At 62.8% G+C, this 26,174-nt stretch carries 27 protein-coding genes; 12 read left to right on the top strand and 15 right to left on the bottom strand.

Annotation, left to right across the window (positions count from 1 at the left end; genetic code table 11):
* Positions 1-2: 2 nt before the first annotated feature.
* Positions 3-137: a hypothetical protein gene (locus NKJ09_RS01415; protein ID WP_352762278.1), complete on the bottom strand. Its 135-nt coding sequence runs from the start codon at positions 135-137 to the stop codon at positions 3-5.
* Between NKJ09_RS01415 and NKJ09_RS01410 the strand changes: the two genes are divergently transcribed.
* The gene (locus NKJ09_RS01410) at positions 123-956 is read left to right on the top strand and encodes an SDR family oxidoreductase (RefSeq protein WP_352762273.1); all 834 of its coding nucleotides are present in this window, start codon (positions 123-125) and stop codon (positions 954-956) included. The two genes, NKJ09_RS01415 and NKJ09_RS01410, sit on opposite strands and share 15 nt — an antisense overlap.
* Before the next feature lie 66 nt (positions 957-1,022).
* Here NKJ09_RS01410 and NKJ09_RS01405 read toward each other — a convergent pair whose 3' ends face one another.
* On the bottom strand, positions 1,023-1,769 hold the full coding sequence (locus tag NKJ09_RS01405; protein ID WP_023720100.1) for a cytochrome c biogenesis CcdA family protein: 747 nt from the start codon (positions 1,767-1,769) through the stop codon (positions 1,023-1,025).
* Between the two features lie 197 nt (positions 1,770-1,966).
* Here NKJ09_RS01405 and NKJ09_RS01400 point away from each other — a divergent pair, with 197 nt between their 5' ends.
* Positions 1,967-2,344, top strand: a complete 378-nt coding sequence (locus tag NKJ09_RS01400; RefSeq protein WP_352482202.1) for a COG4315 family predicted lipoprotein — start codon at positions 1,967-1,969, stop codon at positions 2,342-2,344.
* Positions 2,345-2,486: 142 nt separating this feature from the next.
* Here NKJ09_RS01400 and NKJ09_RS01395 read toward each other — a convergent pair whose 3' ends face one another.
* The gene (locus NKJ09_RS01395) at positions 2,487-2,714 is read right to left on the bottom strand and encodes a hypothetical protein (RefSeq protein WP_023720101.1); all 228 of its coding nucleotides are present in this window, start codon (positions 2,712-2,714) and stop codon (positions 2,487-2,489) included.
* A gap of 76 nt (positions 2,715-2,790) precedes the next feature.
* Between NKJ09_RS01395 and topA the strand changes: the two genes are divergently transcribed.
* The 7 genes from topA to rpmG all read left to right on the top strand — a co-directional run bounded on the left by topA (position 2,791) and on the right by rpmG (position 11,030).
* On the top strand, positions 2,791-5,406 hold the full coding sequence (topA, locus tag NKJ09_RS01390) for a type I DNA topoisomerase (protein ID WP_352762227.1): 2,616 nt from the start codon (positions 2,791-2,793) through the stop codon (positions 5,404-5,406).
* A gap of 6 nt (positions 5,407-5,412) precedes the next feature.
* Positions 5,413-7,719 (top strand): ribonuclease R, encoded by a 2,307-nt coding sequence (rnr, locus tag NKJ09_RS01385; protein ID WP_023720103.1) that lies wholly within the window; start codon positions 5,413-5,415, stop codon positions 7,717-7,719.
* A complete protein-coding gene (locus tag NKJ09_RS01380; protein WP_031194322.1) occupies positions 7,719-8,171 on the top strand; it encodes a DUF983 domain-containing protein in 453 nt (150 codons plus the stop codon). Before rnr ends, NKJ09_RS01380 begins: the two co-directional genes overlap by 1 nt.
* 73 nt (positions 8,172-8,244) lie before the next feature.
* Entirely contained in the window at positions 8,245-8,985 is a 741-nt protein-coding gene (locus tag NKJ09_RS01375) for an NUDIX hydrolase (protein WP_023720105.1), read from the top strand.
* Positions 8,986-9,001: 16 nt separating this feature from the next.
* Positions 9,002-10,177: an MFS transporter gene (locus tag NKJ09_RS01370; RefSeq protein ID WP_023720106.1), complete on the top strand. Its 1,176-nt coding sequence runs from the start codon at positions 9,002-9,004 to the stop codon at positions 10,175-10,177.
* Positions 10,178-10,286: 109 nt separating this feature from the next.
* Positions 10,287-10,742: a YqfO family protein gene (locus NKJ09_RS01365; RefSeq protein WP_023720107.1), complete on the top strand. Its 456-nt coding sequence runs from the start codon at positions 10,287-10,289 to the stop codon at positions 10,740-10,742.
* 120 nt (positions 10,743-10,862) lie between these two features.
* Complete coding sequence (gene rpmG / locus NKJ09_RS01360) at positions 10,863-11,030, top strand: 50S ribosomal protein L33 (RefSeq protein ID WP_006201775.1); 168 nt, start codon at positions 10,863-10,865, stop codon at positions 11,028-11,030.
* Between the two features lie 68 nt (positions 11,031-11,098).
* On the opposite strand, the gene NKJ09_RS01355 is transcribed toward rpmG, so the two are convergent.
* The 8 genes from NKJ09_RS01355 to NKJ09_RS01320 all read right to left on the bottom strand — a co-directional run bounded on the left by NKJ09_RS01355 (position 11,099) and on the right by NKJ09_RS01320 (position 19,671).
* A complete protein-coding gene (locus NKJ09_RS01355; protein WP_023720108.1) occupies positions 11,099-12,166 on the bottom strand; it encodes an ABC transporter ATP-binding protein in 1,068 nt (355 codons plus the stop codon).
* A 4-nt stretch (positions 12,167-12,170) separates the two neighbouring features.
* Complete coding sequence (locus tag NKJ09_RS01350) at positions 12,171-13,019, bottom strand: carbohydrate ABC transporter permease (RefSeq protein ID WP_023720109.1); 849 nt, start codon at positions 13,017-13,019, stop codon at positions 12,171-12,173.
* Entirely contained in the window at positions 13,019-13,942 is a 924-nt protein-coding gene (locus NKJ09_RS01345) for a carbohydrate ABC transporter permease (RefSeq protein WP_023720110.1), read from the bottom strand. Before NKJ09_RS01345 ends, NKJ09_RS01350 begins: the two co-directional genes overlap by 1 nt.
* A 215-nt stretch (positions 13,943-14,157) precedes the next feature.
* Complete coding sequence (locus tag NKJ09_RS01340; RefSeq protein ID WP_352495354.1) at positions 14,158-15,435, bottom strand: ABC transporter substrate-binding protein; 1,278 nt, start codon at positions 15,433-15,435, stop codon at positions 14,158-14,160.
* A 30-nt stretch (positions 15,436-15,465) separates the two neighbouring features.
* Positions 15,466-16,653 (bottom strand): PLP-dependent transferase, encoded by a 1,188-nt coding sequence (locus NKJ09_RS01335; RefSeq protein WP_023720112.1) that lies wholly within the window; start codon positions 16,651-16,653, stop codon positions 15,466-15,468.
* Positions 16,650-17,384: a FadR/GntR family transcriptional regulator gene (locus NKJ09_RS01330; RefSeq protein WP_352762226.1), complete on the bottom strand. Its 735-nt coding sequence runs from the start codon at positions 17,382-17,384 to the stop codon at positions 16,650-16,652. Before NKJ09_RS01330 ends, NKJ09_RS01335 begins: the two co-directional genes overlap by 4 nt.
* A 463-nt stretch (positions 17,385-17,847) precedes the next feature.
* Entirely contained in the window at positions 17,848-19,221 is a 1,374-nt protein-coding gene (locus NKJ09_RS01325) for a PleD family two-component system response regulator (protein ID WP_023720114.1), read from the bottom strand.
* 33 nt (positions 19,222-19,254) lie between these two features.
* The gene (locus tag NKJ09_RS01320) at positions 19,255-19,671 is read right to left on the bottom strand and encodes a response regulator (RefSeq protein ID WP_348625950.1); all 417 of its coding nucleotides are present in this window, start codon (positions 19,669-19,671) and stop codon (positions 19,255-19,257) included.
* 172 nt (positions 19,672-19,843) lie between these two features.
* Here NKJ09_RS01320 and NKJ09_RS01315 point away from each other — a divergent pair, with 172 nt between their 5' ends.
* A complete protein-coding gene (locus tag NKJ09_RS01315) occupies positions 19,844-20,143 on the top strand; it encodes a DUF3572 domain-containing protein (protein ID WP_023720115.1) in 300 nt (99 codons plus the stop codon).
* A gap of 66 nt (positions 20,144-20,209) precedes the next feature.
* Here the strand turns inward: NKJ09_RS01315 and NKJ09_RS01310 are convergent, their stop codons facing one another.
* Together NKJ09_RS01310 and NKJ09_RS01305 are read right to left on the bottom strand one after the other, a co-directional pair.
* Positions 20,210-21,694, bottom strand: coding sequence for a hypothetical protein (locus NKJ09_RS01310; protein ID WP_352495355.1), 1,485 nt, complete (start codon positions 21,692-21,694; stop codon positions 20,210-20,212).
* A 108-nt stretch (positions 21,695-21,802) separates the two neighbouring features.
* Positions 21,803-22,378, bottom strand: coding sequence for a GNAT family N-acetyltransferase (locus NKJ09_RS01305; RefSeq protein ID WP_352495356.1), 576 nt, complete (start codon positions 22,376-22,378; stop codon positions 21,803-21,805).
* A gap of 68 nt (positions 22,379-22,446) precedes the next feature.
* Here NKJ09_RS01305 and NKJ09_RS01300 point away from each other — a divergent pair, with 68 nt between their 5' ends.
* Positions 22,447-23,775 carry a DNA polymerase IV gene (locus NKJ09_RS01300; RefSeq protein WP_023720118.1) on the top strand — a complete coding sequence of 443 codons (1,329 nt, stop codon included), beginning with the start codon at positions 22,447-22,449 and terminating at the stop codon, positions 23,773-23,775.
* Between the two features lie 5 nt (positions 23,776-23,780).
* On the opposite strand, the gene NKJ09_RS01295 is transcribed toward NKJ09_RS01300, so the two are convergent.
* Positions 23,781-24,287 carry a hypothetical protein gene (locus tag NKJ09_RS01295; RefSeq protein WP_352495357.1) on the bottom strand — a complete coding sequence of 169 codons (507 nt, stop codon included), beginning with the start codon at positions 24,285-24,287 and terminating at the stop codon, positions 23,781-23,783.
* Positions 24,288-24,461: 174 nt separating this feature from the next.
* Here NKJ09_RS01295 and NKJ09_RS01290 point away from each other — a divergent pair, with 174 nt between their 5' ends.
* Positions 24,462-25,343, top strand: a complete 882-nt coding sequence (locus NKJ09_RS01290) for a DMT family transporter (protein ID WP_352495358.1) — start codon at positions 24,462-24,464, stop codon at positions 25,341-25,343.
* Positions 25,344-25,352: 9 nt separating this feature from the next.
* Here NKJ09_RS01290 and NKJ09_RS01285 read toward each other — a convergent pair whose 3' ends face one another.
* Positions 25,353-26,156: an ion channel gene (locus NKJ09_RS01285; protein ID WP_352482189.1), complete on the bottom strand. Its 804-nt coding sequence runs from the start codon at positions 26,154-26,156 to the stop codon at positions 25,353-25,355.
* Positions 26,157-26,174: the final 18 nt, after the last annotated feature.

The following is a 26,174-nucleotide window of genomic DNA, read 5'->3' as shown; positions in this document are numbered from 1 at the left end:
TATCACGACGCCACCGGGCCGCGAACATGGTCGTGGTCAGAAATGAACAAGGAGAAGTCGTGATGCGTGTTTTCCTTACCGGAGCGACCGGATTCGTCGGTTCTGCCGTCGTTCAAGAACTCATCGGTGCCGGCCATCAGGTGCTCGGCCTCGCCCGCTCGGAGGCGTCGGCCAAGTCGCTTGCCGCGACTGGAGCCGAGGTGCATCGAGGCGACCTCGAAGACCTGGAGAACCTGCGCAGGGGTGCGGCAGCCGCCGATGCGGTGATCCACACCGGGTTCAACCATGACTTTTCGAAGTTCGCGCAAAACTGCGAAATGGACCGGCGCGCCATCGAGGCGATGGGCGGTGCACTCGAAGGCTCCGAGCGCCCCCTGCTCGTCACCTCCGGAACCGCGCTCCAGGCGCGGGGCCGTATCGCGACGGAGGAAGATGCGCCTGTCCCCGCTTCCGCTTCGTATCCCCGCGCCTCCGAAGCGACAGCCGCCGCGCTGGCGGCACGCGGGGTGTGCGCGTCGGTTGTCCGCCTTCCGCCGTCGGTCCATGGCCAGGGCGACCACGCCTTTGTTCCGATCCTCATCGACCTTGCTCGCAAGAAGGGCGTGTCGGCCTATGTCGGCGAAGGGCTCAATCGCTGGCCCGCCGTGCATCGGTTCGATGCCGCCCGCATCTACCGGCTTGCGCTCGAGCATGGCGCCGGTGGCGGGCGCTATCACGCGATCGCCGAAGAAGGCGTGCCGTTCAAGGACATCGCTGGCGTGATCGGCCGGCGCCTGAACGTGCCGGTCGTCGCCAAGTCCGCCGAAGAGGCCGGCGATCATTTTGGCTGGTTCACGATGTTCGCGGCGATGGATGTCCCGACTTCAAGCGAGCGAACCCGCGCGCTGCTGGGCTGGGCGCCGAGCGGACCCGGGCTCATCGTCGATATCGACCAGCCAAGCTATTTCGGAGGCTGAACGGACCACGTAGCTGTGGTACCTTGTGCCGCAGTTACGGCCTCGCGCCTCGGCCGGGCGGCAAACCTATCCCAATTGCCCCAGCACCGGAAAATTCTCGAGCAACCAATAGGACGCCGCCTGCACGCCGCCGGTCAGGAAAAACACGCCGGCCACGACCAGCAGCGCGCCAATGGCTTTTTCGACGCGGCCGAGATGGACGCGGAATTTCCCGAGAAAGCGCATGAAGGCGCCGGAAAACAGCGCCGCGACCAGGAACGGTATGCCGAGGCCGAGCGAGTAGGCGGCAAGCAGCAGCGCGCCCTCGCCCACCGTCTCGCGGCCGCCGGCAAGCGTCAGGATCGGCCCCAGCACCGGGCCGATGCAGGGCGTCCAGCCAAAGGCAAAGGCCAAGCCCATGACGTAAGCGGCGATCAGGCTGGCCGGCTTGCCTTGTGACTGGAAGCGCGCCTCGCGTGAAAGCAAAGGGATGCGCAATACGCCGAGGAAATTCAGCCCCATCAGGATGATCAGCACTCCGGCCGCCATTGCCAGCGGCTCCTGCCAGACCCGTAGCAGATGGCCGATAGTGGAGGCGCCGGCGCCCAGCGCGACGAAGACGGTCGAGAAGCCGAGCACGAAGGCGATGGAGGAATTAACCAGCGCGCCTCGCGCGCCAGCCTTTGCCGCAATGCCGGCTTCGCCGCGGAAATCGTCGACCGACACGCCGGCCATGTAGCACAGATAGGGCGGTACCAACGGCAGCACGCAAGGTGACAGGAACGAAATCGCTCCCGCCCCGATCGCGCTGACATAGCCGACGTCCAATGCCATTTCCGTCTCCCGATGACTGCGCAGCCATATAGCCGCGACAACGGCCATCCGCCAATCACCATCGCGTGGCCCCAGCAAGTCGTCGCCCTCGCCTGGATCTATGGAAAACAGCCCGGGAAGAAAGGGCCGCCAGGCAGCGTTGATCAAACGAAGCGCGTTGTTCCGCGCGCTTTTTCGAATCATCCAAGGAGAAGTCCATGAAAACGATCGCAATCGGCATGGCCGCGCTTTTGCTCGGCACCGTCGTGTCCTACGCCGCCGAGGCGTGGAAGGAAGCAGAAGTCGGCGGCACCAAGATCTACACCGACGCCGGCGGCATGACGCTCTACACCTATGACAAGGACGAGGCCGGCAAGTCGAATTGCTACGACAAATGCGCCGCCAATTGGCCGCCACTGAAAGCTGACGCCAACGCCAAGGCCGAGGGCGAATGGACGATCGTCGACCGCACCGACGGCACCAGGATGTGGGCCTATGAAGGCAAGCCGCTCTACACGTTCATCAAGGACAAGAAGGCCGGCGATGTCACCGGCGAGGGCGTCGGCGGCGTCTGGCATATCGCCAAAGCCGACTGAGCCTTGAGCCTCTGACCCGCTGTAACAGGCGGTAATACGGCTGGTCGCCGGGACGTTGACCCAACCACCCCGGCGGCCAGCTTTTCAGCACAGCAATTCCGTGCGACTGTCTGAGCAAATGCCGGGCTGCATATTGCGCAGTTCACAGCGTCTGTTCAAGCAGGGCTGGCGCGTGCTCGATGTTTCTCTTATATCCGCGGGAGAGTTTGTCCCGTTCTCCAGGATCAATTGCCGGGTTTGTCCAGCGATAGGCTGCCCATTTCCCTTGTCCAGGATTGCGGAAATCGCAAGGCGCGCCGTTGGGTTGCGCATTCGGTGCAGGGCCGCATTTTGACTGCTTGGCCTTGACCGGATGCAAAAGCGCGGCCATGTGAGCGACACATTGAATGAGATTTCGTCGCGCGCAGCGGAATTCTTCTGCCGCATCACAACTGATATGAGACCGTATGGACGTCGTCGTCGTCGAATCGCCGGCCAAGGCGAAGACAATTAACAAGTACCTGGGCAAGAACTACAAGGTTCTGGCCTCGTTCGGCCATGTCCGCGATCTACCGGCCAAGGATGGCTCGGTGCGCCCGGATGAGGACTTTGCCATGTCCTGGGCCGTCGACACCGCGTCTGGAAAGCGTCTCGCCGATATCGCCAAGGCAGTCAAGGACGCCGACGGGCTGATCCTCGCCACCGATCCGGACCGTGAGGGCGAAGCGATCTCCTGGCATGTCCTGGAAGTGCTGAAACAGAAGCGCGCGTTGAAGGACAAGCCGGTCAGCCGCGTCGTCTTCAATGCCATCACCAAGGCGTCGGTGCTGGAGGCGATGGCCAATCCGCGCCAGATCGATGCGCCGCTGGTCGATGCCTATCTCGCCCGCCGCGCGCTCGACTATCTGGTCGGCTTCACGCTGTCGCCGGTGCTGTGGCGCAAGCTGCCCGGCGCCCGCTCGGCCGGCCGCGTCCAGTCGGTGGCACTGCGTCTGGTCTGCGACCGCGAATCCGAGATCGAGCGCTTCATTCGCGAGGAATACTGGCAGGTCGCCGCCATCCTCGGCACGCCGCGCAAGGAAAATTTCGAGGCGCGGCTGACCGCCTTCGAGCGCAAGAAGCTGCAAAAGCTCGACATTTCCAACAAGGCGCAGGCCGACGACATCAAAGCGATGCTCGAAGGCGCCAGCTTCAAGGCAGTGTCGGTCGAAGCCAAGCCGACCAGGCGCAATCCCGGCCCGCCCTTCACCACCTCGACGCTGCAGCAGGCAGCCTCATCGGGTCTCGGCTTTTCGGCCAACCGCACCATGCAGGTGGCGCAGCGGCTTTATGAGGGCATGGAGATCGGCGGCGAGACCACCGGCCTGATCACCTATATGCGAACCGACGGCGTGCAGATGGCGCCGGAGGCGATCTCTGCCGCACGCGATGCGATTGCCAAGGAATTCGGCCCTAAATACCTGCCTGAAAAGCCGCGCGTCTATTCCGCCAAGGCCAAGAATGCCCAGGAGGCGCACGAAGCGATCCGTCCGACCGATTTCATGCGCACGCCGGCTTCCGTCAGGCAGTATCTCGACGCCGACCAGGCGCGGCTTTACGAGATGATCTGGAAACGCGCCATCGCCAGCCAGATGCAGCCGGCCGAGATCGAGCGCACCACGGTCGAGATTGAGGCGATCAACGGTTCGCGTACCGCCGAGCTTCGTGCTGTCGGCTCGGTCATTCGCTTCGACGGCTTCCTAGCCGCTTACATCGAGCAGAAGGAAGAAGATTCGGACGACGAGGAAAGCCGCCGCCTGCCCGAGATCCGTGCCGGCGAGCAGCTCACCCGCGAGGCGATCAACGCCACCCAGCACACCACTGAGCCTCCGCCGCGCTATTCCGAGGCGTCGCTGATCAAGAAGCTGGAAGAACTGGGCATTGGCCGGCCGTCGACCTATACGGCGATCCTGAAGACGCTCGAGGATCGCGATTACGTCACCATCGACAAGCGCAAGCTGGTGCCGCAGGCCAAGGGCCGGCTATTGTCGGCTTTCCTCGAAAGCTTCTTCGAGCGTTATGTCGAGTACGACTTCACCGCTTCGCTCGAGGAGAAACTCGACGAAATCTCCGACGGCAAGCTAGCCTGGAAGGATGTGCTGCGCGATTTCTGGAAGGATTTTTCCGGCGCCGTCGCCGACATCAAGGAGTTGCGCGTCACCGACGTCCTCGATGCGTTGAACGAGGAACTGGCGCCGCTGGTGTTTCCCACGCGCGAGGATGGCTCCAACCCCCGCATATGTCCGAAATGCGGCACCGGCAACCTGTCGCTCAAGCTCGGCAAATTCGGCGCCTTCGTCGGCTGCTCGAACTATCCCGAATGCTCCTTCACCCGCCAGCTCGGCGACGCAGCCAATCCCAATGGCGAGAACGGCAGCGGCGAAGACGGCACCAAGGTGCTCGGCAAGGATCCCTATACCGCCGAGGAGATCACGCTGCGCAATGGCCGGTTCGGCCCCTATATCCAGCGCGGCGACGGCAAGGATGCCAAGCGCTCCAGCCTGCCCAAGGGCTGGACTGTCGATTCGATCGATCACGAAAAGGCGCTCGCCCTGCTGTCGCTGCCGCGCGACGTCGGCAAGCATCCGGAATCCGGCAAGATGATTTCGGCCGGGCTGGGGCGCTACGGGCCGTTCGTGCTGCATGACGGCACCTACGCCAATCTCGACAGCATCGAGGACGTGTTCTCGATCGGCCTCAATCGCGCCGTCTCGGTGATCGCCGAGAAGCAATCGAAAGGCAAGGGCGGCCGCAATGGGGGCACGCCCGCTGCTCTGAAGGAGCTTGGCGAGCATCCTGCCGGCGGCGGCAAGATCGTCGTGCGTGACGGCAAATACGGGCCTTATGTGAATTTCGGCAAGGTCAACGCGACGCTGCCGAAGGGCAAGGATCCGCAATCGGTGACGGTCGAGGATGCGGTGGCGCTGATTGCGGAAAAGGAAGCCAAGGGCGGCAATGGCGGCAGAAAGCCGTTCCGCAAAGCGGCCGCGCCTGTGAAGAAAGCGGCAGCGGCCAAAAAACCGGCGGCCAGGAAAAAGGGATAGGACGGGTTGGCGCGCAAAGTCTCCGGAAGAAGCCACGGCGATCTGCGCACCGCCGATACCCGTGCCAAGGTCAGGGACAATTACCGGCCTTCGCGTGACGAGATACTGCGTTACATCGCAGAAAATCCGGACCGCGCCGGAAAACGCGACATCGCCAAGGCGTTCGCGCTGCGCGGCGAAGACCGTATCTGGCTGAAGGACATGTTGCGCGATTTGCAGGACGAAGGCCTGCTGACCAAGGAGCGCAAGCGGCTTGCCCGCGTCGGGGCCCTGCCCCACGTCGCGGTGCTCGACATTTTTAGCCGCGACGCCGACGGCGTGCTGCTGGCGCACCCGACCGAAGCGATCGGCAATGGCGAACCTCCGGTCATAGCGATCCGCGTGTCGCGCGGCGGCAATGGCCCGACGCCTGGCATCGGCGACCGGGTTTTGGCCAAGACCTTTCCAACCGACGATCCGGCAGGCCCGGCCTATACGGGCCGGGTGATGAAGATCTTCGAGAAGCGCACCGATGCGGTTCTCGGCGTTTTCCGTGTGCTGAAGGACGGCACGTTCCGCATCGAGCCGGTGGAAAGGCGCCAGCCGGAGCTGGTCGTCGACAAGGAATTCCAGAACGGCGCCAAGAATGGCGACCTGGTCGAGGTCGAGCCGGCGCGGGCCTCCCGTTACGGGCTGCCGAGAGCCAAGGTGCTGGCGGTATTGGGCTCCTTGACCAGCGAAAAGGCGGTCTCGATGATCGCCATCCACGCGCACGACATTCCGCATATTTTGCCCGCCGACGTCATCGCCGAGGCAGAGGCGGTCAAGCCGGCGACGCTTGCCGGCCGCGAGGATTGGCGCGAGCTGCCGCTGCTCACCATCGATCCGGCCGACGCCAAGGATCATGACGACGCGGTGTTCGCCATGCCCGACACCGACGAGACGAACGCCGGCGGCGTGATCGTCACCGTCGCCATTGCCGATGTCGCCGCCTATGTGCGCTATGGCACGGCGCTCGACCGCGAAGCGCTGAAGCGCGGCAATTCGGTCTATTTCCCCGATCGTGTCGTGCCGATGCTGCCGGAGCGCATCTCGAACGACCTCTGTTCGCTGCGCGAGGCCCAGGATCGTCCGGCGATAGCGGTGCGCATGACTTTCTCGGCTGATGGCCACAAACTCAGGCACTCCTTCCATCGCATCATGATGAAGTCGGCGGCGAAACTCGCGTATCAGCAGGCGCAAGCGGCGATCGACGGCGCACCGGACGACACGACTGGCCCGATCCTCGATGCGGTGCTGAGGCCGCTATGGGACGCTTACGCGATCCTGAAGCGCGGCCGCGACACGCGCCAGCCGCTCGAGCTCGATCTGCCGGAGCGCAAGATCCTGCTCAAGCAGGACGGCACCGTCGACAAGGTCGTCGTGCCGGAGCGGCTCGACGCGCACAAGCTGATCGAAGAGTTCATGATCCAGGCCAATGTCGCCGCCGCCGAGACGCTGGAGGCGAAGCGGCAGGCGCTGGTCTACCGCATCCACGATGCGCCCTCGCTCGCCAAGCAGGAATCGCTGCGCGAATTCCTGCAGACGCTCGGCCTGTCGCTGGCGCGCGGTGCGCAGATGCGGCCGAACCAGTTCAACGGCATCCTCGCTCGCGTGCGCGGCGCCGACAATGAGGGACTGGTCAACGAAGTGGTGCTGCGCTCGCAGAGCCAGGCCGAATATTCGCCTGCCAATATCGGCCATTTCGGCCTCAACCTGAAGCGCTACGCGCATTTCACCTCGCCGATCCGCCGGTATGCCGACCTGATCGTGCATCGTGGGCTGATTGCCGCACTCGGCCTTGGTCCGGGCGGCCTGACGCAGGACGAGGCGGAACGGCTGGAAGAGGTCTCAGCACTGATCTCGGCGACCGAGCGCCGCGCGATGGCCGCCGAGAGAGACACGGTCGACCGGCTGATCGCCGCCTATCTCGCCGAGCGCATCGACGACCGTTTCGACGCCCGCATCTCGGGCGTCACCAAATCGGGACTGTTTGTCCAATTGCCGCAGTACGGCGCGGATGGCTTCATTCCGGTTTCAACGCTGGGCGGCGACTACTATATATACGACGAAACTGCCCGATCGCTTTTCGGAGAACGCACCGGCAAGGGCTATCAGCTTGCCGACCGCGTCGAGGTTCGCCTGATCGAGGTGGCGCCGATGGCCGGCGCGATGCGTTTCGAGATGCTGACCGAACCAAAGCCGCTGCCCGGCTCCAAACGGTCGTTCCACAAGGCCAAAGGCCGCGCCCGGGCGTCGCAATCGCGTACCGGCTCGCGCGGCAGGAGACGGTGATGCCAAAAGAACTGCAGGTGGAAGAACTGGTTTTCGGCGGCGAGCATCACTCCGGCCGGACCGCCCGGCCGCTATGGACGGCAATGAAGCGCGGCATGCTTGGCCGCTGCCCGCATTGCGGCGAGGGAAAGCTGTTTCGCGCCTTCGTCAAGACCGTCGACAAATGCGATCATTGCGACGACGAGCTCCATCACCATCGCGCCGACGATCTGCCGGCCTATCTTGTGGTGGTCATCGTCGGCCACATCGTGCTCGGCGCTTTCATGGGTGTCGAGGCGACCTCGACCCTCTCCACCTGGCAGCACATCGCAATCTGGGTGCCATTGACCATCATTCTAGCCGTCGTCCTGCTGCAGCCGGTCAAGGGCGCTGTCATCGGCCTGCAATGGGCATTTTATATGCACGGCTTTGGTGGCGAAGAAGACCTGATCGAGTCGCATCCCGAGGCTTGAAGCCATCACTGGCGCAATCGGCTATGGATGAAGCCCACTTTCGCATGAGAGAAGATTCCGCTAGGTCGAGCGCATGGACGGCATGACCAAGGCGGAAGTCGACAAGGTTGAGCGAAGCGCAATCGCGCTCGACAGCCAGCCAATACGCCCCCGTGACGCCGCGACGCTGATCCTGCTCGACCGCAAGGACGGTGAGTTGCTGGTGCTGATGGGCCGTCGCCATGCCCGCCACGCCTTCATGCCTGGAAAATTCGTGTTTCCCGGTGGCCGCACCGATCCGGCCGACAGCCGTATCCCCGTAGCCACTGCATTGCACCCTGACGAAGAAGCGAGATTGACCGCGGGCATCGGCCGCACCAGCGCTGCCCGCGCCCGTGCCATTGCTTTGTCGGCGATCCGCGAAACCTATGAGGAGGCCGGGCTGCTGATTGGCCAAAAAGGCGCCTTCGCGACCGCCAAGCGCGACTGGCAGGGCTTTGTCGAACACAGTGTTATTCCATCACTGCAAGCGCTGCGCTTCGTCGCACGCGCCATCACGCCGCCCAACCGGGTGCGCCGCTTCGATACGCGCTTTCTCGCCGCATGGCGCGACGACGTCGCCGTGGAACTGCCGGGTGGCGGTCCGACCAACGAGTTGGAAGACGTCGTTTGGCTGCCGCTGGCCAAGGCCAGTCAAGCCGACGTTCCAGACATCACGCGCACGGTCCTGGAGGAGCTGGAAACGCGGCTCGCCCAGGATCCGCTGCTGAGGCCCGGCGGTCCCGTGCCGTTCTATCGGCTTGTCCGCAATCGCTTCGTCCGCGAAATTCTCTAGAGCAGCCAGGCATTCCATGACAGTCGATACCCAGCCGCAGAGCGAGGAACGCGTACACTGGCTGCCGATGGTCGCGGCGATCTCTTCGATCAGCGTCGTCGGCATCGCCATCGGCCTCGGCATGCCGCTGCTCAGCGTCATCCTGGAAACGCGTGGTCATTCGGCGTCGATGATCGGTCTCAATACCGCGGTCGCCGGCCTCGCCTCGATCGCCGGCGCGCCGCTCGCCACCCCGCTTGCCATGCGGTTCGGGGTCGCCTGGACGATGCTTGCCATGATCGTCGCCGGGGCGCTGGCCTTTGTCGGTTTCCATTTCGCGCCAGCTTTCTGGATGTGGTTTCCGCTGCGCGTCCTGCTGCACGTCGCGCTGACGGTGCTGTTCATCCTCTCAGAATTCTGGATCAGCACCTCGGCGCCGCCACACCGGCGCGGACTGGTCCTCGGCATCTATGCCACCGTGCTGTCTCTCGGCTTTGCCGCCGGGCCATGGCTGTTCGCTCATCTCGGCAGCAGCGGCTTCCTGCCCTTCGGCGTCACCATCGCTTTGGTGACGCTCGCTGCCATACCGGTTCTGGCAGCACGCAACGAGAGCCCGACGATCGTCGCCGACGGCGAAACCAGCAATTTCCTGCGTTATATCTGGCTGGTGCCGACGGCGACCGCGGCCGTGCTGGTGTTCGGTGCGGTCGAGACCGGCGGCTTTGCGCTGTTCCCGGTCTACGGCAACCGCATCGGCTACTCCGAGGCCGACGCAGCTCTTTTGCTCACTATGATCGGGCTCGGCAACGTGCTGTTGCAGATCCCGATCGGCATGATCAGCGACCGCGTCAGCGACCGCCGCTATCTGCTGATGGCCTGTGCCACGGTCGGGCTTGTCGGCACCGTCTTTATGCCGTTCTTCGCGCAGAATTGGCACTTGATGGCAGCGCTTCTGTTCGTCTGGGGCGGCGTGGTCGCCGCCATGTACACGATCGGTCTGGCGCATCTCGGTTCCCAGCTTTCCGGCCACGAACTGGCCTCCGCCAACGCCGCCTTCGTGCTTTGCTACGGTGTCGGCATGGTGCTTGGCCCGCAGGCAATCGGCATCGGCATGGATGCTTTCGGGCCGTCGGGCTTCGGTTGGGCGCTCGGCCTGTTCTTCGCCTGCTATATCGTGCTGGTTGGCACCAGGCTGCTCCGCAAAATCCTCTGAGTGGGCCCGCTGCCGACATTGCTCCCACTGCTGACTAACTACTGACACCACCATGTCAGGAGCGCTCGCGTATATGCTCCCTCAAAGTGCATAAGCAGGGAGACCTCGGATGATCGACAGTGGCTTTGAGACGAAATCGCTGCGGATGGAATTGCTGCTGCTGGTGACCTTTCAGGCACCGGCCGCCGATGTCGACCGCATCATGGAGGCGGTGGTCGCGATCGCGCCGCTCAGAATGGGCAAATATGACAGCAATGCCTTTCAGTCAGCGGACGGCATCGAACGCTACCGGCCGCTTGAAGGTGCCGCCGCCGGCGCCGAGACGGAATTGCGCAGGCGGCCGGGCACTGTCGAGGTGTCGTTCGAACTGCCCGACGACCAGAAGCTCGCCGCTCGCGTCGTCGAAGCGATTTACCAGGTTCACAGTTATCAGGAGCCGGTGATCCGCATTCAGCCGCTGCTTGCCAGCCGCTCCAAGGGTCTCGACGACCGCGCCAACCCGAACCGCTGGTGGAACACGACTGGAGACTGGAAGAAGGCGCTGCCAGTCACGGAAGACGCTTGAACCTGGACAAGGGTTGACTTTCCGGGCGCGTTCTTTATGTGTCGCGGCAAGTTTCCCGCGTCCGGGTGTTTCCCCGTGCTCCAGCGGCCAAAACTCCACGAACATTAACGGACGAACATCATGGCCAAAGCCGCAAACATCAAGATCAAGCTTCTGTCGACCGCCGACACCGGTTTCTTCTACGTGACCAGCAAGAACAGCCGCACCAAGACGGACAAGCTGTCGTTCCGCAAATACGACCCGGTCGCCAAGAAGCACGTCGAGTTCAAGGAAACCAAGATCAAGTAATCCGGTTTTCTCTCGCAGTACCGAAACGCCGCCTTCCGGGCGGCGTTTTTCGTTTCGGGGATGCAGGACTAGCCGATGCGATCACCGCTTGCCGGATCGAACAGATGCAGCGACGCCGGGTCGGCCGACAGGCGCACGGCCTCACCCGGTTTCACACTGGCCCGACCCATGGCGAAGACGCACACCTGCTGGCCGGCAAGCTTGGTATAGAATTGAGTCGACAGGCCGAGCGGCTCCACTACGCCCACCTCGCCTTTCAGCGCGCCATTGTCGGCAAGCCGGATATGCTCCGGCCGTAAGCCGACGGTGATCGCATCGCCATCCCTGAGCGGCAACCCGTCCGGCAGCCGCAGCTTCTGGCCGTCGGCCAGTCCGGCATCCGACTTGGCGGTCTTTTCAACCACGGCAGGCAGGAAATTCATGCCGGGCGAGCCGATGAACCCGGCGACGAACATGTTGACCGGCCGGTCATACAGATCGAGCGGCGCACCGACTTGCTGGACGAGGCCGTCATGCATGACGACGATACGGTCGGCCATTGTCATTGCTTCGATCTGGTCATGGGTGACATAGACCGAAGTGGTCTTCAATTGCTGGTGCAGCGCCTTGATCTCGGCACGCATATGGACGCGCAGCTTGGCATCGAGGTTCGAAAGCGGCTCGTCGAAGAGAAAGACTTTCGGGTCGCGGACGATGGCCCGGCCCATGGCGACGCGCTGACGCTGGCCGCCGGACAATTGCCGCGGCAAGCGTTGCAGAAGCGCATCGAGCCCGAGCCGCTTGGCGGCACCGTCCACCCTTGCATCGATCGCCGGCTTGCCGGCCTTCCTCAGCATCAGGCTGAAACCCATGTTCTTCGACACGTCCATATGCGGATAGAGCGCGTAGGACTGGAATACCATGGCAATGTCGCGGTCCTTTGGCGCGATGTCGTTGACCAGGCGCTCGCCAATATGGATTTCGCCGTCGGAGACCTCCTCCAGCCCGGCGATCATGCGCAGCAGGGTCGATTTCCCGCAGCCGGATGGCCCAACCAGGACGACGAACTCGCCGTCGGCGATTTCGAGATCGACCGCGTGCAGGACGCGCACGGCTCCATAGTCTTTGCGGACTTTGTCGAGAGTGACGGAGGCCATCGATCTATCCCTTGACGGCACCAGCGGTAAGGCCGGTGACGAGGTAGCGTTGCAGGAAGGCAAAGAACATGCAGACCGGGATCAGCGCCAGGATGGAAGCGGCCATCATCTGTCCCCAGTCGACCGCGAATTTGCCGATATAGGTGAGCAGGCCGACCGCGAAGGTCTTCTGGTCGTCGCTGGAAATCAGCATCAGCGCAAACAGCAACTCACTCCAGGCGGCGGTAAAGACGAAGCCGAGCGTCGCGCCCATGCCGGGCAGCGTCAGCGGCACGATCACCTTGCGCATCGCCTGCAGGCGCGTGCAGCCGTCGATCATCGCCGCCTCTTCCAGGTCTCGCGGAATGCCATCGAAGAACGACTGCATCAGGAAGGTTGCAAAGGCCGTATTGAAGGCGGTGTAGATGATGACGAGGCCGGTCAAGCTGTTGATGAGGCCGATCTGCCCCATGATGCGGTAGATCGGCGGAATGACCATCACCAGCGGAAAAGTCTGGGTGAGCAGAAGCAGAATGGCCAGGGTCGCCTTGCCGCGGAAGGAAAATCGCGACATGGCGTAGCCGGCCAGCGTGGCAATGACCGTTACGAAGGCCGCCGTCGACACCGAAACGATAACGCTGTTCAGGAAGTAGCGCGGGAAATCGGTGGCTTCGAGCACGGTGACGAAGTTCTGCAGCGTCGTTTGCGACGGCCAGAAAGTGATGCCTTCGGAGTAGAGCAGCCGCTCCGGCGTGACCGAGATCTTCAACGTCCAGAAGATCGGGAACAGCGCGAAGGCCATATAGGCGCCGATGGCGCCGTAGAGGCCGATGCCGCCGAGAACGCGCGAGGAGACGGAGCGTCCTGCAATCATCAGACGTGCCTCACCAGCGAGCGGCGTATGCCGATCAGTGCAATCGCATAGACGATGAGCAGCACAAGCAGCAGCACCGCCACTGCGGAGGCATAGCCCTTGTCCAGCGACTTGAACGCGCTGACGTAGATATAGACCGGCACTGTGGCGGTCGAACCGGCAGGCCCGCCTTCGGTCATGACGAAGATCAGGTCGGCGAAGGTGGCGATCCATATCGTGCGCAGCATGACGGTGATGACGATGGTCGGCGCCAGGAACGGCAGCGTCACCTTGGTGAAGCGCTGCCACGGCGAGGCGCCGTCGATCGCCGCCGCCTCATGCAATTCCGAGGGTATCGACTTCAACGCCGCCAAAAGTGTGATGGCAAAAAAGGGAATGCCGAACCAGACATTGGCGACGATCGGCCCCCACATGGCTGTCGAGGGATCGGAGAGCACGTTGGTCGGCTCGGCTTTCAGCCCCAATGCATAGAGCCAGTGGGGCAGCGGCCCGATGATCGGATTGAACAGCCAGGCCCAGGTCAGGCCTGACAGGAAGGACGGCACCGCCCAGGGCAGGAACACCACCGCCTGCACGATCTTTCTGCCCCGGAACGGCATGTCGAGCAGCAGCGCCAGGCCAAGGCCGAGGAAGAACTGGAAGAACAGGCTGGCTGCCGTCCACCACAGCGTGTTGACGAGCGCCTGCGCGAGCACGGGATCCGACAGCATCGCCTGATACTGCCCAAGCCCGACATATTCGGATTTGAATGCCGAGAACTTGCGGAACGAGTAGCCGATACCGATGACCAGCGGCACCAGGAGCACGACGACCAGCAGCACGATAGCCGGGCTGAGATAGAGCCAGGGCTCGATCGCGGCATGGGATAGCCGCTTCTTTCGCGGTCTGCCGGCGGATCGTATTTCGGACACGGCATAGGTCATTGGTGCTGGATTGTCTCCTGAAGCAGCGTCGAGGACAGCGCCCTTCTCCCAGTTTACGGGAAAAGATGCCGGTCCACCCTCCGCAGCTGCAGCGCAGCTGCTGCGGAGGACGGGCAGGCAGATGAGAGCCAGCACGAGCCACGACGGGTTGGCGCCGCCCCTCATCCGTCACTTTGTGACACCTTCTCCCCGTGAACGGGGAGAAGGAAGAAAAGCTATTTCTTGTTCTTGGCCAGCCAGTCCTGCTGTTCCTTGGTCAGGAACTTGGCCCATTCGTCGGCCACGTCCTTGGCCGCCTTCTGGCCAAGCAGCACTTCCTGAAAATTCTTGATCGCCACCTGGTCGACGAAATTGCCGAGGTTTTCCAGATGCGTCGGCGGCGTCACCATCTCGTATTTGTCGCCGTTGTTCAGTTCTTCGAACCAGCCCTTGAACTGCTCGGTCCTGAAGTGAGCGTCCTGGTCGGCGCCGTTGTGGATCGGAATGACGCCGACTTCCTTTGCCCATTCCAGATTGTCCTTGGGCGACAACAGCGTCGCCATCAGCTTCCAGGCATCGTCCTTGTGCTGGGAATTGGCGAACATCGCCCAGCCGGCATAACCGAGCGTCGGATAGGATTTGCCGCTCGGCCCGACCGGCATCGGCGCCACGGCGAAGTCGTCGGCGCTCATCTTGTCGGCGATGCCGAGCAGCGCGTCGGGATCCTGGTTCAGCATGGCGCAGGTGCCACTATAGAAGCCGGTGACGGTCTCGTTAAAACCCCAGCTCACCGCATCTTTCGGCGCCAGGCCATTCTTGTACATGTCGGCGAGCATCTGCAGGCCCTTGACCGAGCCTTCCTCGTTGATGGTCGAGGTGCCGTCCTCGTTGAAATAGCCGCCCTTACCAGCGGCAATGTTCATGAACATGTGCATGCCGTTGAAGGCGCCCGGGCCACCGCGCAGGCAGTAGCCGTATTTGCCCGGTATCGCCGAGATCTTCTTGGCGTCCTCGACGAATTCGTCGAGCGTCGACGGCGGACCGTCCAGGCCGGCCTCCTTGAACAGCTTCTTGTTCCAGAACAGCGCGTTCAGGTAATAGCCGTAAGGGATCATGTACTGCTTGTTGTCGACCGTCGAGCCGAACTGCTTGGCGCGCTCGCCCAGCGTTTTGGCATCGTCCCATTTGGCCATGTATGGCCCGAGGTCCTCGAGCTGGCCGTTGGTCGCGTAGAGGCCCATCCAGCGTTCCGGCATCTCGACGATGTCGGGCGTGTCGCCGGCCTGCACCATGGTGAGGAACTTCTCGAACGCCTGGCCCCAAGGCAGCGACACGAGCTCGACCTTGACGCCCGGATTGGCCGTCTCGAACTCGGCGATTTGCTTCTTGAGGAATTCGGTACGCGGCGGGCTGGTAATGACCTCGACCATCTTGATGGTGGAATCGGCCAGCACGCTGCCGGCGGAAATCGCGAGACCCGCGACGGCACCAAGAAGGATGCTCAGTTTTTTCATGTTCAGCACTCCCATTTTGAACGGCTCCTTTTATCTTTTTGCTCTGTCGAAGGCCTGGGCGACATCCGCCCACAGGTCTTCGACACTTTCCAATCCGACACTGAAGCGGATGGTTCGCGGGCTGACGCCGAAGCGCGCCATCGAATTCAGGCCCGGCGTCTGCTCGAGCGAGGCCTTTGCCGGAACGACCAGGCTCTCATGGCCGCCCCAGCTGACGCCGATGCGAAAGAGTTTCAGCGCATCGACGAAAGCCGGGATGTCGACGTCTTCCGTCACTTCGAATGAGAACAGCCCGGCATAGCCGGCAAGCGTCGCCTTGCCTGGATGGTTGGAATAGGCCGGGTGGTTGACCCGCTCGACATGGCCATGCGCCTTCAACCGCTCGGCGATGGTCAGCCCGCTCTTCATGTGGTGCGGCAACCGCAGCGGCAATGTGCGCAGCCCGCGCAGCAACAGCCAGGCCTCGAAAGGCGAAAGCTTGCCGCCGAGATAGGAATAGGTCTGCTCGTTGATGTGTCGGATATGGGCAGCCGAACCGGCCACCACGCCGGCGACTGTGTCGCTGTGGCCGCCGAGATATTTCGAGGCAGAATGCAGCACCAGGTCGACACCGTGTGAAATCGGCTTCTGGAACACCGGCGTCGCCCAGGAATTGTCGATCGAGGTGACGATGCCCTGCTCTTTGGCCAGCCGTGCCAGATGCGTTATGTCCTGGAGCTCGAACATCATCGACGTCGGGCTTTCCAGGTAGAGCAGCTTGGCGCCGGGAAGTGCTGCGGCGACCGCGTCCGGATCGGAACCGTCGACATAGTCGACCTTGATGTTGAGCCGAGGCAACAGCCGTTCGAACAGCCGGTAGGCATCGCCGTAGCAATTGCGCACGACAACCATGCGCTCGCCGGCACCGACGAAAGCAAGCACCGTGGCGCTGATCGCCGCCATGCCGCTGGAAAAGCCGCGCGCGGCTTCCGCGCCTTCGAGAGCCGCGACACGCGCCTCGAACTCCATGACCGTCGGGTTGTCGCCACGCGAATAGATCGGCTGGCGTCGCCTGCCGGCGAATGTGTCGGCCATCTCGGCATAATTGGCGAAGGTGAAGAGCGAAGTCTGGTAGATCGGCGGCACCACCGCACCGCCGGGAAAAGGCTCGTCATGGGCGAGAAGCGTCGCAGCCTCGGCGAGATAGTCGTTTTCGAAACCGGCGGGATGGTCGTTCATTTCTGGCCTGAGAGTTTGAGTTTGGCCGCACCGCGTTTCAGATCGTCCTCGACGGTGGCGATCAGCTTCAGCGCCTCGGCCCGGGCTCCCTCCGGATCGTGCGCGGCGATGCGTTCGTAGATGGTGCGGTGGTAAGGAAAGCTGGCGTGGCCGAAGTCGCGCACGCCGAGCGGATGTTCCCAGAAACGGTGGAACAGCTCGTGCATGGCGGCGATGATCTGCTCGAACAGCGGATTGCCGGAAGCGCGGTAGATCGACTGGTGGAATTCCCAGTCCTCCTCCGCCGACATGCCGGCGCGCGTGTGGAAGGCCTGCTCCATAATGTCGAGCTTGCGCCCGATCTCGACGAGATTTGCCTGGCCGGCGCGAACGGCGCAAAGGGCGGCTGCTTCCGCCTCCAGCGCGCGGCGGATTTCCAGCGTCTGCATCAGGCTGGTGAAATCATTGCCGCCGGCCAGCGTCAGCGGCATGTGCAGCATGTCCAGCGACACCACTCCCTTGAGATAAGTGCCGCTGCCTTGCCGCCGCTCGACCAGGCCGAGCCCTTCCCAGCGCGTCAGCGCCTCGCGCACGGTGTTGCGGCTCACCTTGAGGCGCTCGGCAAGGATGCGTTCGGTCGGCAGTCTCTGGCCGGGCCCGAGGGCTTCCCGCATCACAAAGCCGGCCAGGGCCTTGAGCACCGCGTCGTCGCGAGCAGTTGCCTGTATGGGCGAAAGGCGGAATTCGGTCATGCCAACGGGTCACCAAAAATGGCTCAATGGTCCAACCAATTTCTGCATAGAAGACAGGCTCTGTCAATCGGCTGCAGGCACATGCGTACCGCCCCCAGCGTGCTGATCAAAAGGCGGCCTACCTGTCACGGCAAAAAGCCAGCATTTTCTGGATGCTGACACAGAGTCCTGATGTGTTTTGAAATTGGGGGCCGGCCGGCGTTTGGCAGCGGTACGAGGAGGCCACTATGTGCCAGCGCCGGCCGGCCGACCCCACGGACCCAGGAGATGCGGCGGACCTGAGCATCATGGGGTATTCTTCGGGTCGAACCGGCGATCTAGCCTCGTGCCGGTTACGTCTAAGGGCTGCACATTTGCGCACCAACTTATGAAAATCAACAGTTTCTTAACCAAGCCTCGCAAATCGCTTGGATTAAGGTAAATTCGTAACCTTGTCGCGTTGACTGGCTAATTGGTGTCCGGGCTATGCCGCCTTGGCGACGACGCGATTGCGGCCGCCGCTCTTGGCCTCGTAGAGCGCGAGGTCGGCGCGTTTCATCAGCGCAGCGACCGTATCCACCCCTTTCAGCACCGACGACACGCCGACGCTGACGGTGACTTCGATCGCTTTGCCCTCGCTGCCAACGGCAAACGGCAGTTGGGCGATTTCGGCGCGAATGCGCTCGGCTACCTTTTCGGCTACCGCGCCGTCCGTGTCCGGCATCACCACCACGAACTCCTCGCCACCGAAGCGGCAGGCCAGGTCGATGCCGCGCACATTCTTGCGCAGCCGCCGCGCGAATTCGCGCAGCACGTCGTCGCCGCCGTCATGGCCATGCGTATCGTTGATGGTCTTGAAGCGGTCCAGATCGGTGATCATCACCGACAGCGGCCGGCGCCGTGCCACGGCGCGGTCGAACAGCGTCTGCAGATGGCTGTCGAGATAGCGGCGGTTGTGCAGGCCGGTCAGGGCATCGGTCACCGCCATCTCGATGGTCTGGGTGACGCTGGCGCGAAGCTGGTCGTTGTAGCGCTTGCGGCGCACCTGCGTGCGCAGCCGCGCGGTCAGCTCCTGCTGGTCGATCGGCCGCATCAGATAGTCGTTGATGCCGAGTTCGAGGCCGCGGATGATGCGCCCCTCCTCGCCCTCGTCCGCCAGAAGGATGATTGGCAGGAAACGGGTGCGATCGAGCGAGCGCAATTGCGAGCAGAGCCTCAGCGGGTCGAAATCGGCGAAGGCCGTCGAAATCATCACGCATTCGTAGGGCAACTCGGCAGCCTGAAAGAAACCGGCATGCGGATCGGTGGCGACGTCGAGATCGGCACTGCCGCGCAGCATCTTCTGGATGCGCTCGAAGGAGGATTTGCGCTCGTCGACCAGCAGCACCTTTGGCACCGCATCGTCGGCCGCGAAGTTGCGGCTCAAAAGCTCCTCGATGCCGATATTGCGCGTCGTCGAGGCACGCAGCCGCAGCTCGTCGGTCAGCGACTTCAGCCTGACCAGGCTCTTGACGCGCGTCATCAGCTGCAGATCGTTGACCGGCTTGGTCAAAAAATCGTCGGCGCCGGCCTCGAGGCCTCGCACCCGGTCCGAAACCTGATCGAGCGCGGTGATCATCACGACCGGGATGTGCGATGTCGCCGGGTCACCCTTCAGCCGCCGGCAAACCTCGAACCCGTCCATATCGGGCATCATCACGTCGAGCAGCACGACGTCGACCTTGCCGTTCTCGCAGATCTCGATCGCATCCGGCCCGTTGGTGGCGGTCAGAACCTCGAAATATTCGGCGAGCAGCCGAACCTCCAGCAGCCTGACATTTGCTGGGATGTCGTCGACGACGAGGATCCGCGCGGTCATTTCACAAAGCTCCGGCTCGACTGGAAAGATACATCAGGCATCGCCCAGGTAGGATTTGATAGTTTCGATGAAACGCGGCACCGAGATCGGCTTGGAAATATATGCCTCGCAGCCGCCCTGGCGAATGCGCTCCTCGTCGCCCTTCATCGCGAAGGCGGTGACGGCGATGACCGGGATGACGTGGAGATCATCGTCCTCCTTCAACCATTTGGTCACCTCGAGGCCGGACACTTCGGGCAGCTGGATGTCCATCAGGATGAGGTCCGGCCTGTGCTGCCGCGCCAGATCCAGCGCTTCCAGGCCGTTGCGTGTACGCACCGTCTCGTAGCCGCTCGCTTCGATCAGGTCGCGAAAGAGCTTCATGTTGAGCTCGTTGTCCTCGACGATCATAACCTTTTTAGGCATCGATTTCCCGTCCCGGCTGGCCTTCCACTCGAAGGGTGCCGTCATGCGCCCCTTGTCGGCACGCACCAAACCTGTTCCCACTATACGGCAATATGATTGACGAAACGGAAACCGGCCGCCGGAAAAGCGTTCGGATTCCAGGTCGGCGAGCTTGCTGCCGGCAACACTTGCCACTACTGCGAAAACAGAACGATTCCCCCACGAAGGAAAAGTAGCGATGGCAAACGCAGCGTCAATGCGCGAGGAAGCCGAAACCATTGCCGTAAAGGCGTTGGGCTTCGTCGCCGCCGATCCGGAACTTCTGCCCCGCTTCCTGGCGATCACCGGCATCGAGGCCCATTCCATCCGCCGGGCGGCCGGCGAGCCGGGTTTCCTGGCCGGCGTGCTGCAGTTCATCCTCGCCCACGAGCCGACGCTGATGCGTTTTTCGGAGGAAACCGGCACGCCGCCGGCCGCAGTGGGCAAGGCGTTGCGGGCACTGCCGCTCGGCGACGACAATCATGAGCATTCGACATAAGCCACGATGCCGAGACTGCGGGCAGATCGAAGAGCCTTCCGCAGACGATGGGCCACTGCTGGTGCTTTATGGCGTTGCCTCTTCCCCACTGTTGTCCGTCCCAACGGGGTCGGCCGGCTTCAGCATGGCGCCGTTGACCGTCACCGAACCGTCGGCTTTGGTGTTGATCACCCATTCAAGCCGGCCGTCCGGCAGCGTCTTGCCAAACCCTTTGATCGCCAGCGCGCCGGTAAAATACTGCGCGGCCTGCGGGTCCGTCTTCGCCGCCGTCTGCAAGGTCTCCACGATCTTGTCGTAGCCGGTGATGTCGATTGTCACGTCCGCACGCGGCTTCTTGCCGGGGAAGGTCATCTCGCCTTCCATCGCAATCTCGATGTTGCCGTTCTTGATCGTGCTGTGTCCGAGAATGGCCTTTGGCGTCTTGGCCAGGAAATCGGCGGAGATCTGGTTGCCGAAATCTGCCGGCAGCGGTGGATCCTTGCTGAAATCAAGGGTTTCGATGGTTTTCTTCGCCATGCTGTCCAGATCGATGTTGGCGCCGCCGAAGTTGAGGTCGATATCCGTCGGCAGCAACGCAACGCTCCAGCTGGGCAGCACCTGCTGCGGTATTGTCAGGCCGGAAACCTTGAACGCGTAGTTGATCTTGCCTTCCTTGGCGATGCCGTCCATGCCGACAGCGGTATTCAGTTGCGTCGCACCGAACTTGCCGACCGGACTCTCCACCACAAGGTCCTTGAAGCCGTAGGTGCCGTCGATCCGCTCCCACAACGGCAGTGCTGCCGTCAGAAGCGATTTGAACTCCGCCCCATCCGCCTTGAATTTGGCTGCATCATCAGTCGCCACGATGAAAGCAAGCAGGTCGAGCAGCGGCTTTGTCCGCAAACCCTTGCCGGCCGCATCCACAGAAAGTTCAGGCGCTTTTACAGCAGCCGGAAAACTCAACCCACTTTTGGGATCGTTGACTTTGATCGTTTCGGCGAAGTTCGTTATTTTTTCCGTCACCGTGAAATCGACGCCGCCGTTTGCGGATTTGGTCGAAACTATTACGGCAGTGCCAGGACCGACCGTGACATCCGCCTGCTGCTTGGGCTCTCGGGTGGTCATCGTCATGCCAGCCATCGAACCGGTTGCGCTCGCGAAAGCGGCCAGGTCGGGGTCATAAACTCCGGTGAACTTGTTGTCCGACACGGAGAAGTCGATGTGCTGCGCCCCCTCAGGGCCAACGAAATCGATAGACCCCTTCGCGGACACGTCCGCCGAAACGTCCCAGTGTCCATCTTTGCGCGGCTTGACCAAGATGAAGTAAGGCGTGATGTCGAACTTGAAGGCTTGCTGCTTTGCCATCAAATCCGTGACTGGCTTGAAGTCGAATGCGAGCTTGTAGGCATCGCCGTCGACTGAAATTTTCACGAACCCGATATCGAACAGCTTCTTTCCGATATAGCGCGCCAGATCGTCGGAAAGCTGCTTCGCCCCTTGCCTGTCGACCGCTTGGCCGAAGGCCGGTCCGCTGCAGGCAAGCAGTAAAACAAGTGGCAAAACGCGCTTCATGTCGATCCTCACTTATTCGCGGCCGTCAAACCGTTTCTATCACTGGTAGGGAATTACCATCACAACCGCAAGGCGAGCCGGACGGATCGATGTCGCCCGCGGCATTGCCTAAAGCACCAGCCGCACCAGCGGCCGGCCCGGCTTGCGCTCGACCAATCGCTGGAACCCGGCCTTTTCGAAGACCCGCGACGAGCCGATGAACAGCCCGATCGAGCGCGAATCCTTCGATAGATCGATCGGGCAGGCCTCGATCAGCCGGGCACCATTTTCCCGTGCGAAGTCGATGCCGCCTGTGACCAGGCGGTGCGACAGGCCCCTGCCGCGTGCCTTGGCGCGGATGAAAAAGCAGGAGATCGCCCAGACGCCGGGATCGGTGGCATCGGCGGGGTCGAGCGGCGCCGACCCCCTGCCCTGGTTGTTCCATTCGGGCACGTCGGCGCGCGGGCCGATCTGCATCCAGCCGACTGCCCGGCCGTCCTCGAAGGCCAGCAGGCCGGGCGGCGGCCCGGCCTCGATCCGCGCCTTGATATGATCCTTGTTGCGCTCCCGGTCGCTCGCGCGGCGCGCTGCCGGCGACAGCCGGAAATGTGTGCACCAGCAGCCGTAGCAGGCGCCTTGCTTACCGAAAAGATCTTCGAAATCCGCCCAAAGCTCGGGCACTAGCGGCGCTATGGTCGTATTCATGAGTTCTCTCCCGGCCCACCGCCTTGTCGTGGCGTCCGTCCTGACGTACCATTGCATTTGTTCTCTTTATGTTCGCAGCGATGGCGGCCCCTGTCAACAATCCCGAACACGGTTTTTGCCGCGACTGCCTGAATTTTCAGCGCAGCGAGGCACGCCGTTGCGAGCGCTGCGGCAGTCCGCGGCTTGCGCGCCATCCCGAGCTTTACCGGCTGCGCCTTGCCCATATCGATTGCGACGCGTTCTACGCGGCGGTCGAAAAGCGCGACAACCCGGCATTGAAGGACCGGCCGTTGATCATCGGCGGCGGCAAGCGCGGCGTCGTCTCCACCGCCTGCTATATCGCCCGCATCCATGGCGTGCGCTCGGCAATGCCGATGTTCAAGGCGCTCGAAGCCTGCCCGGACGCGGTGGTCCTCCCGCCGGACATGGAAAAATACGTCCGCGTCGGCCGCGAGGTGCGCGCCATGATGCAGGCGCTGACGCCGCTGGTCGAGCCGCTCTCGATCGATGAGGCCTTCCTCGACCTCGCCGGCACCGAGCGCCTGCATGGCCTGCCGCCTGCGGTGGTGCTGGCGCGCTTCGCTCTCAGCGTCGAAAAGGAGATCGGCATCACCGTTTCGGCAGGCCTGTCCTATTGCAAGTTCCTGGCCAAGGTGGCCTCGGACTTCCGCAAGCCGCGCGGCTTTTCGGTGATCGGCGAGGCCGAGGCTATCGGCTTCCTGGCCGAGCAGCCGGTGACGCTGATCTGGGGCGTCGGCAAGGCCTTTGCCGCCACGCTCGAGCGCGACGGCATCCGCACCATCGGCCAGCTGCAGCGCATGGAACGCGGCGACCTGATGCGCCGCTATGGCGTCATGGGCGACCGGCTCTACCGGCTTTCGCGCGGCGAGGACGACCGCCGCGTCGTTCCCGACCAGGACGCGAAAAGCGTCTCGGCGGAAACCACTTTCGACACCGACATCGCCTCCGTCGAGGAACTGGTTTCGGTGCTGAGGGCGCTGGCGGAGAAAGTCTCGGCCCGGCTGAAAAAATCCGGCATTGCCGGACGCACCGTCGTCCTCAAGCTGAAGACCCAGGATTTCAAGATCCGCACGCGCAATCGCCAGCTCGGCGATCCGACCCGGCTGGCCGACCGCATCTTTCAGACCGGGCTCGAGCTGCTACGCAAGGAAGCGGATGGCACGAAATACCGGCTGCTCGGCATTGGCGTCAGCGATCTCTCCGACGATGACCGGGCGGACCCGCCCGACCTGGTCGACGTCAAGTCACGCAAGCGCGCCATGGCCGAAGGCGCCATCGACACGCTGCGCGGCAAGTTCGGCCGCAGGGCGGTGGAAACCGGCTATACCTTCGGCAAGGGCCGTGATGCGCACCCGCCCGAACCGATCGAGGAGTGACAGTGCTAAGTGCGCCGCAGATCGATCCGGCTGGTAATCACGCGCTCGCCGGTTTTCGGGTCGACGTCGATAACGGTCAGCCGCATGCCGTCCTCGCCATTCTTCTCGACCGTCATTTGCGCCTTGCGATCGCCATTGACCTCCTTGGCCCAGCGGATGCCGAGATTGATTGCGTTGCCTTTTCGGCTGCCGCTCAATTGCGCCGGCCCGGTGCGCGATCCGACATAGGTGCCGCTGTATTTCGTCCCGCTGGACCTGAGGTCCGCGCTGATGTCGCGCGTCACCAAGATAAGACCGCGGCAGCTGCCGTCGAGCGACAATGAGTTCGACGTCGCGTCGGAATTGAAGTGACAGGAGACATTCACCGTCGGCGCATCGGTGGTGACCTTGACGATGCCCTTGCCGGCGAAATTCCCCTGGAATGAGCGAAGAAAATCCGGATCGTCGGCATGCGCTGCGCCGGCCCCGGCCGTCAGGCAGCCGGCAAGTACAAATCGTGCGAGTGATTTCATCGGACCGCTCCTCGTTGGTATCCAAAACACGGCACGCAAACACTGAGGGACCAACGCTTCCCTCAGCGGCGGGTTCCGGCTTCAACATCACTGTTTGCAACGCTTCACGGCTGGCCCAGTCGAATGCGTCGGCTAGCGGTTGCGATGAAAGCCCCGGCTTGCGACATAGCGCGCATGGCACCCGCACCCTCGATCCCCAAGGCCGCGTTCTGGATGGCGCTGTCGATCGCCTCGTTCCTGGCGATGTCGGTCGCCGGCCGGGCCACGACGGCAGAGCTCAACGTCTTCCAGGTGCTCGAGCTGCGCTCGGTGATCGGCTTTTTCATCCTGCTGCCGCTGGTCATGATGTCAGGCGGTTTTGCGGCGATGCGCACCGGGCGTCCGCTGGCCCATATCGCCCGCAACGTCGTCCACTATACCGGCCAGGCTGCCTGGCTTTACGCCCTGACGCTGATCCCGCTTGCGGTGCTGATCTCGATCGAATTCACCACGCCGATCTGGACCGCCCTGCTGGCGGTCGCTTTCCTCGGCGAAAGGCTCTCCCGGCCACGGCTTGCGGCAATCGTGCTGGGGCTGATCGGCGTGATGATCATCGTGCGCCCGGGCGTCGGTGCGGTCAATCCGGGGCATGTTATCGTGCTGGGAGCCGCAGTCTGCTTCGGCGTCTCGGTGGTTCTCGTCAAGTCGCTGACGCGGACGGACAGCGTCGTGCGCATCATCTTCTGGATGCTGATCATCCAGTCGGTGCTTGGCCTCGTCCCGGCGCTATACGAATGGCGCAACCCGCCGCTCGAGCTCTGGCCGTGGATCCTGCTGATCGCGTTTACCGGCATGTCGTCGCATTTCTGCATGGCCCGCGCACTTGTCTATGCCGATGCGACGGTCATCTCGCCAATGGACTTTTTGCGCGTACCGCTGTCGGCGGTGATCGGATGGCTGCTTTATCACGAGCAGATCGACGCCTTCACCGCTGGCGGTGGCGCGCTGATCCTGCTCGGCAATCTGCTCAATCTGCAGAAAAAAGCCGCCAAACCGGCTGAGGTCGCAGCATCGTAGCCCTGCAATTCAATCGCCATCGTCGGGTATGTTCAGAACGTGCCCACAGGCCTTGCAATGGACGGCGTCGGGCTCGTGCCGCTGCAGCCCGCATTGCGGGCAAGGAAAGAACACCTTGGTGGGACGGAAGAGCGCCTGCGCAAGCCTGACGAACAGCGATATGCCGATGATCATGGTGGCGATCGCGGTGAGCTTGCCGGCCACGCCGGGCAGGACGATGTCACCGAAGCCGGTCGTGGTAACTGTGGCGACGGTGAAATACAGCGCATCGACATAGCCCTCGAGACCGCCCACGGTGCGGAAGAAGAAGGTGTAGACGAAGCCGGTGATGACAAAGAGGAACGTCAGGAAATTGATGACCGCGCGGCTCGCCTCGCGCCATCGCCTGAAGCCGCGCATCTCGAGAAATCGCCACAGCGCGCCGCTACGCGACAGCGACCACAGCCGCAGGATGCGCAAAAAACCGAGATTGGCCAGCGCCGTAGGCATCAGCAGAGTCAGCAGGATGAAGGCATCGATCCACGACGCCGGCTGTCTCATCAGGCGCAGCATGTCGTTGGAGGCAAGCAGCCGGGCAATCATGTCGGCGGCGACGAGTGCTGCCACGGAGTAGTCCAGCCAGAGGAACGAGGACGACTTCTGTATCACCGGCGTGGCAATAAAAAAGGCAATGATGGCGAGGTCGATGACAACAGCCGCAAGCTGAAACCGGAACGCCGCCGCTGTGCGCCCGTGATATAGCTTGCGCAGCATGTCGCGGAGCCGCGCCAAGGCTGAAGAATCCTGCGCTCCACTCTTGTCTATTGCATTCATGGCGACTGCGATAACGTT

The sequence above is a fragment of the Mesorhizobium sp. M0189 genome (genome assembly GCF_040322135.1).
Taxonomy (GTDB): Bacteria; Pseudomonadota; Alphaproteobacteria; order Rhizobiales; family Rhizobiaceae; genus Mesorhizobium.
This window is presented reverse-complemented; position numbering and strand designations above follow the sequence as displayed.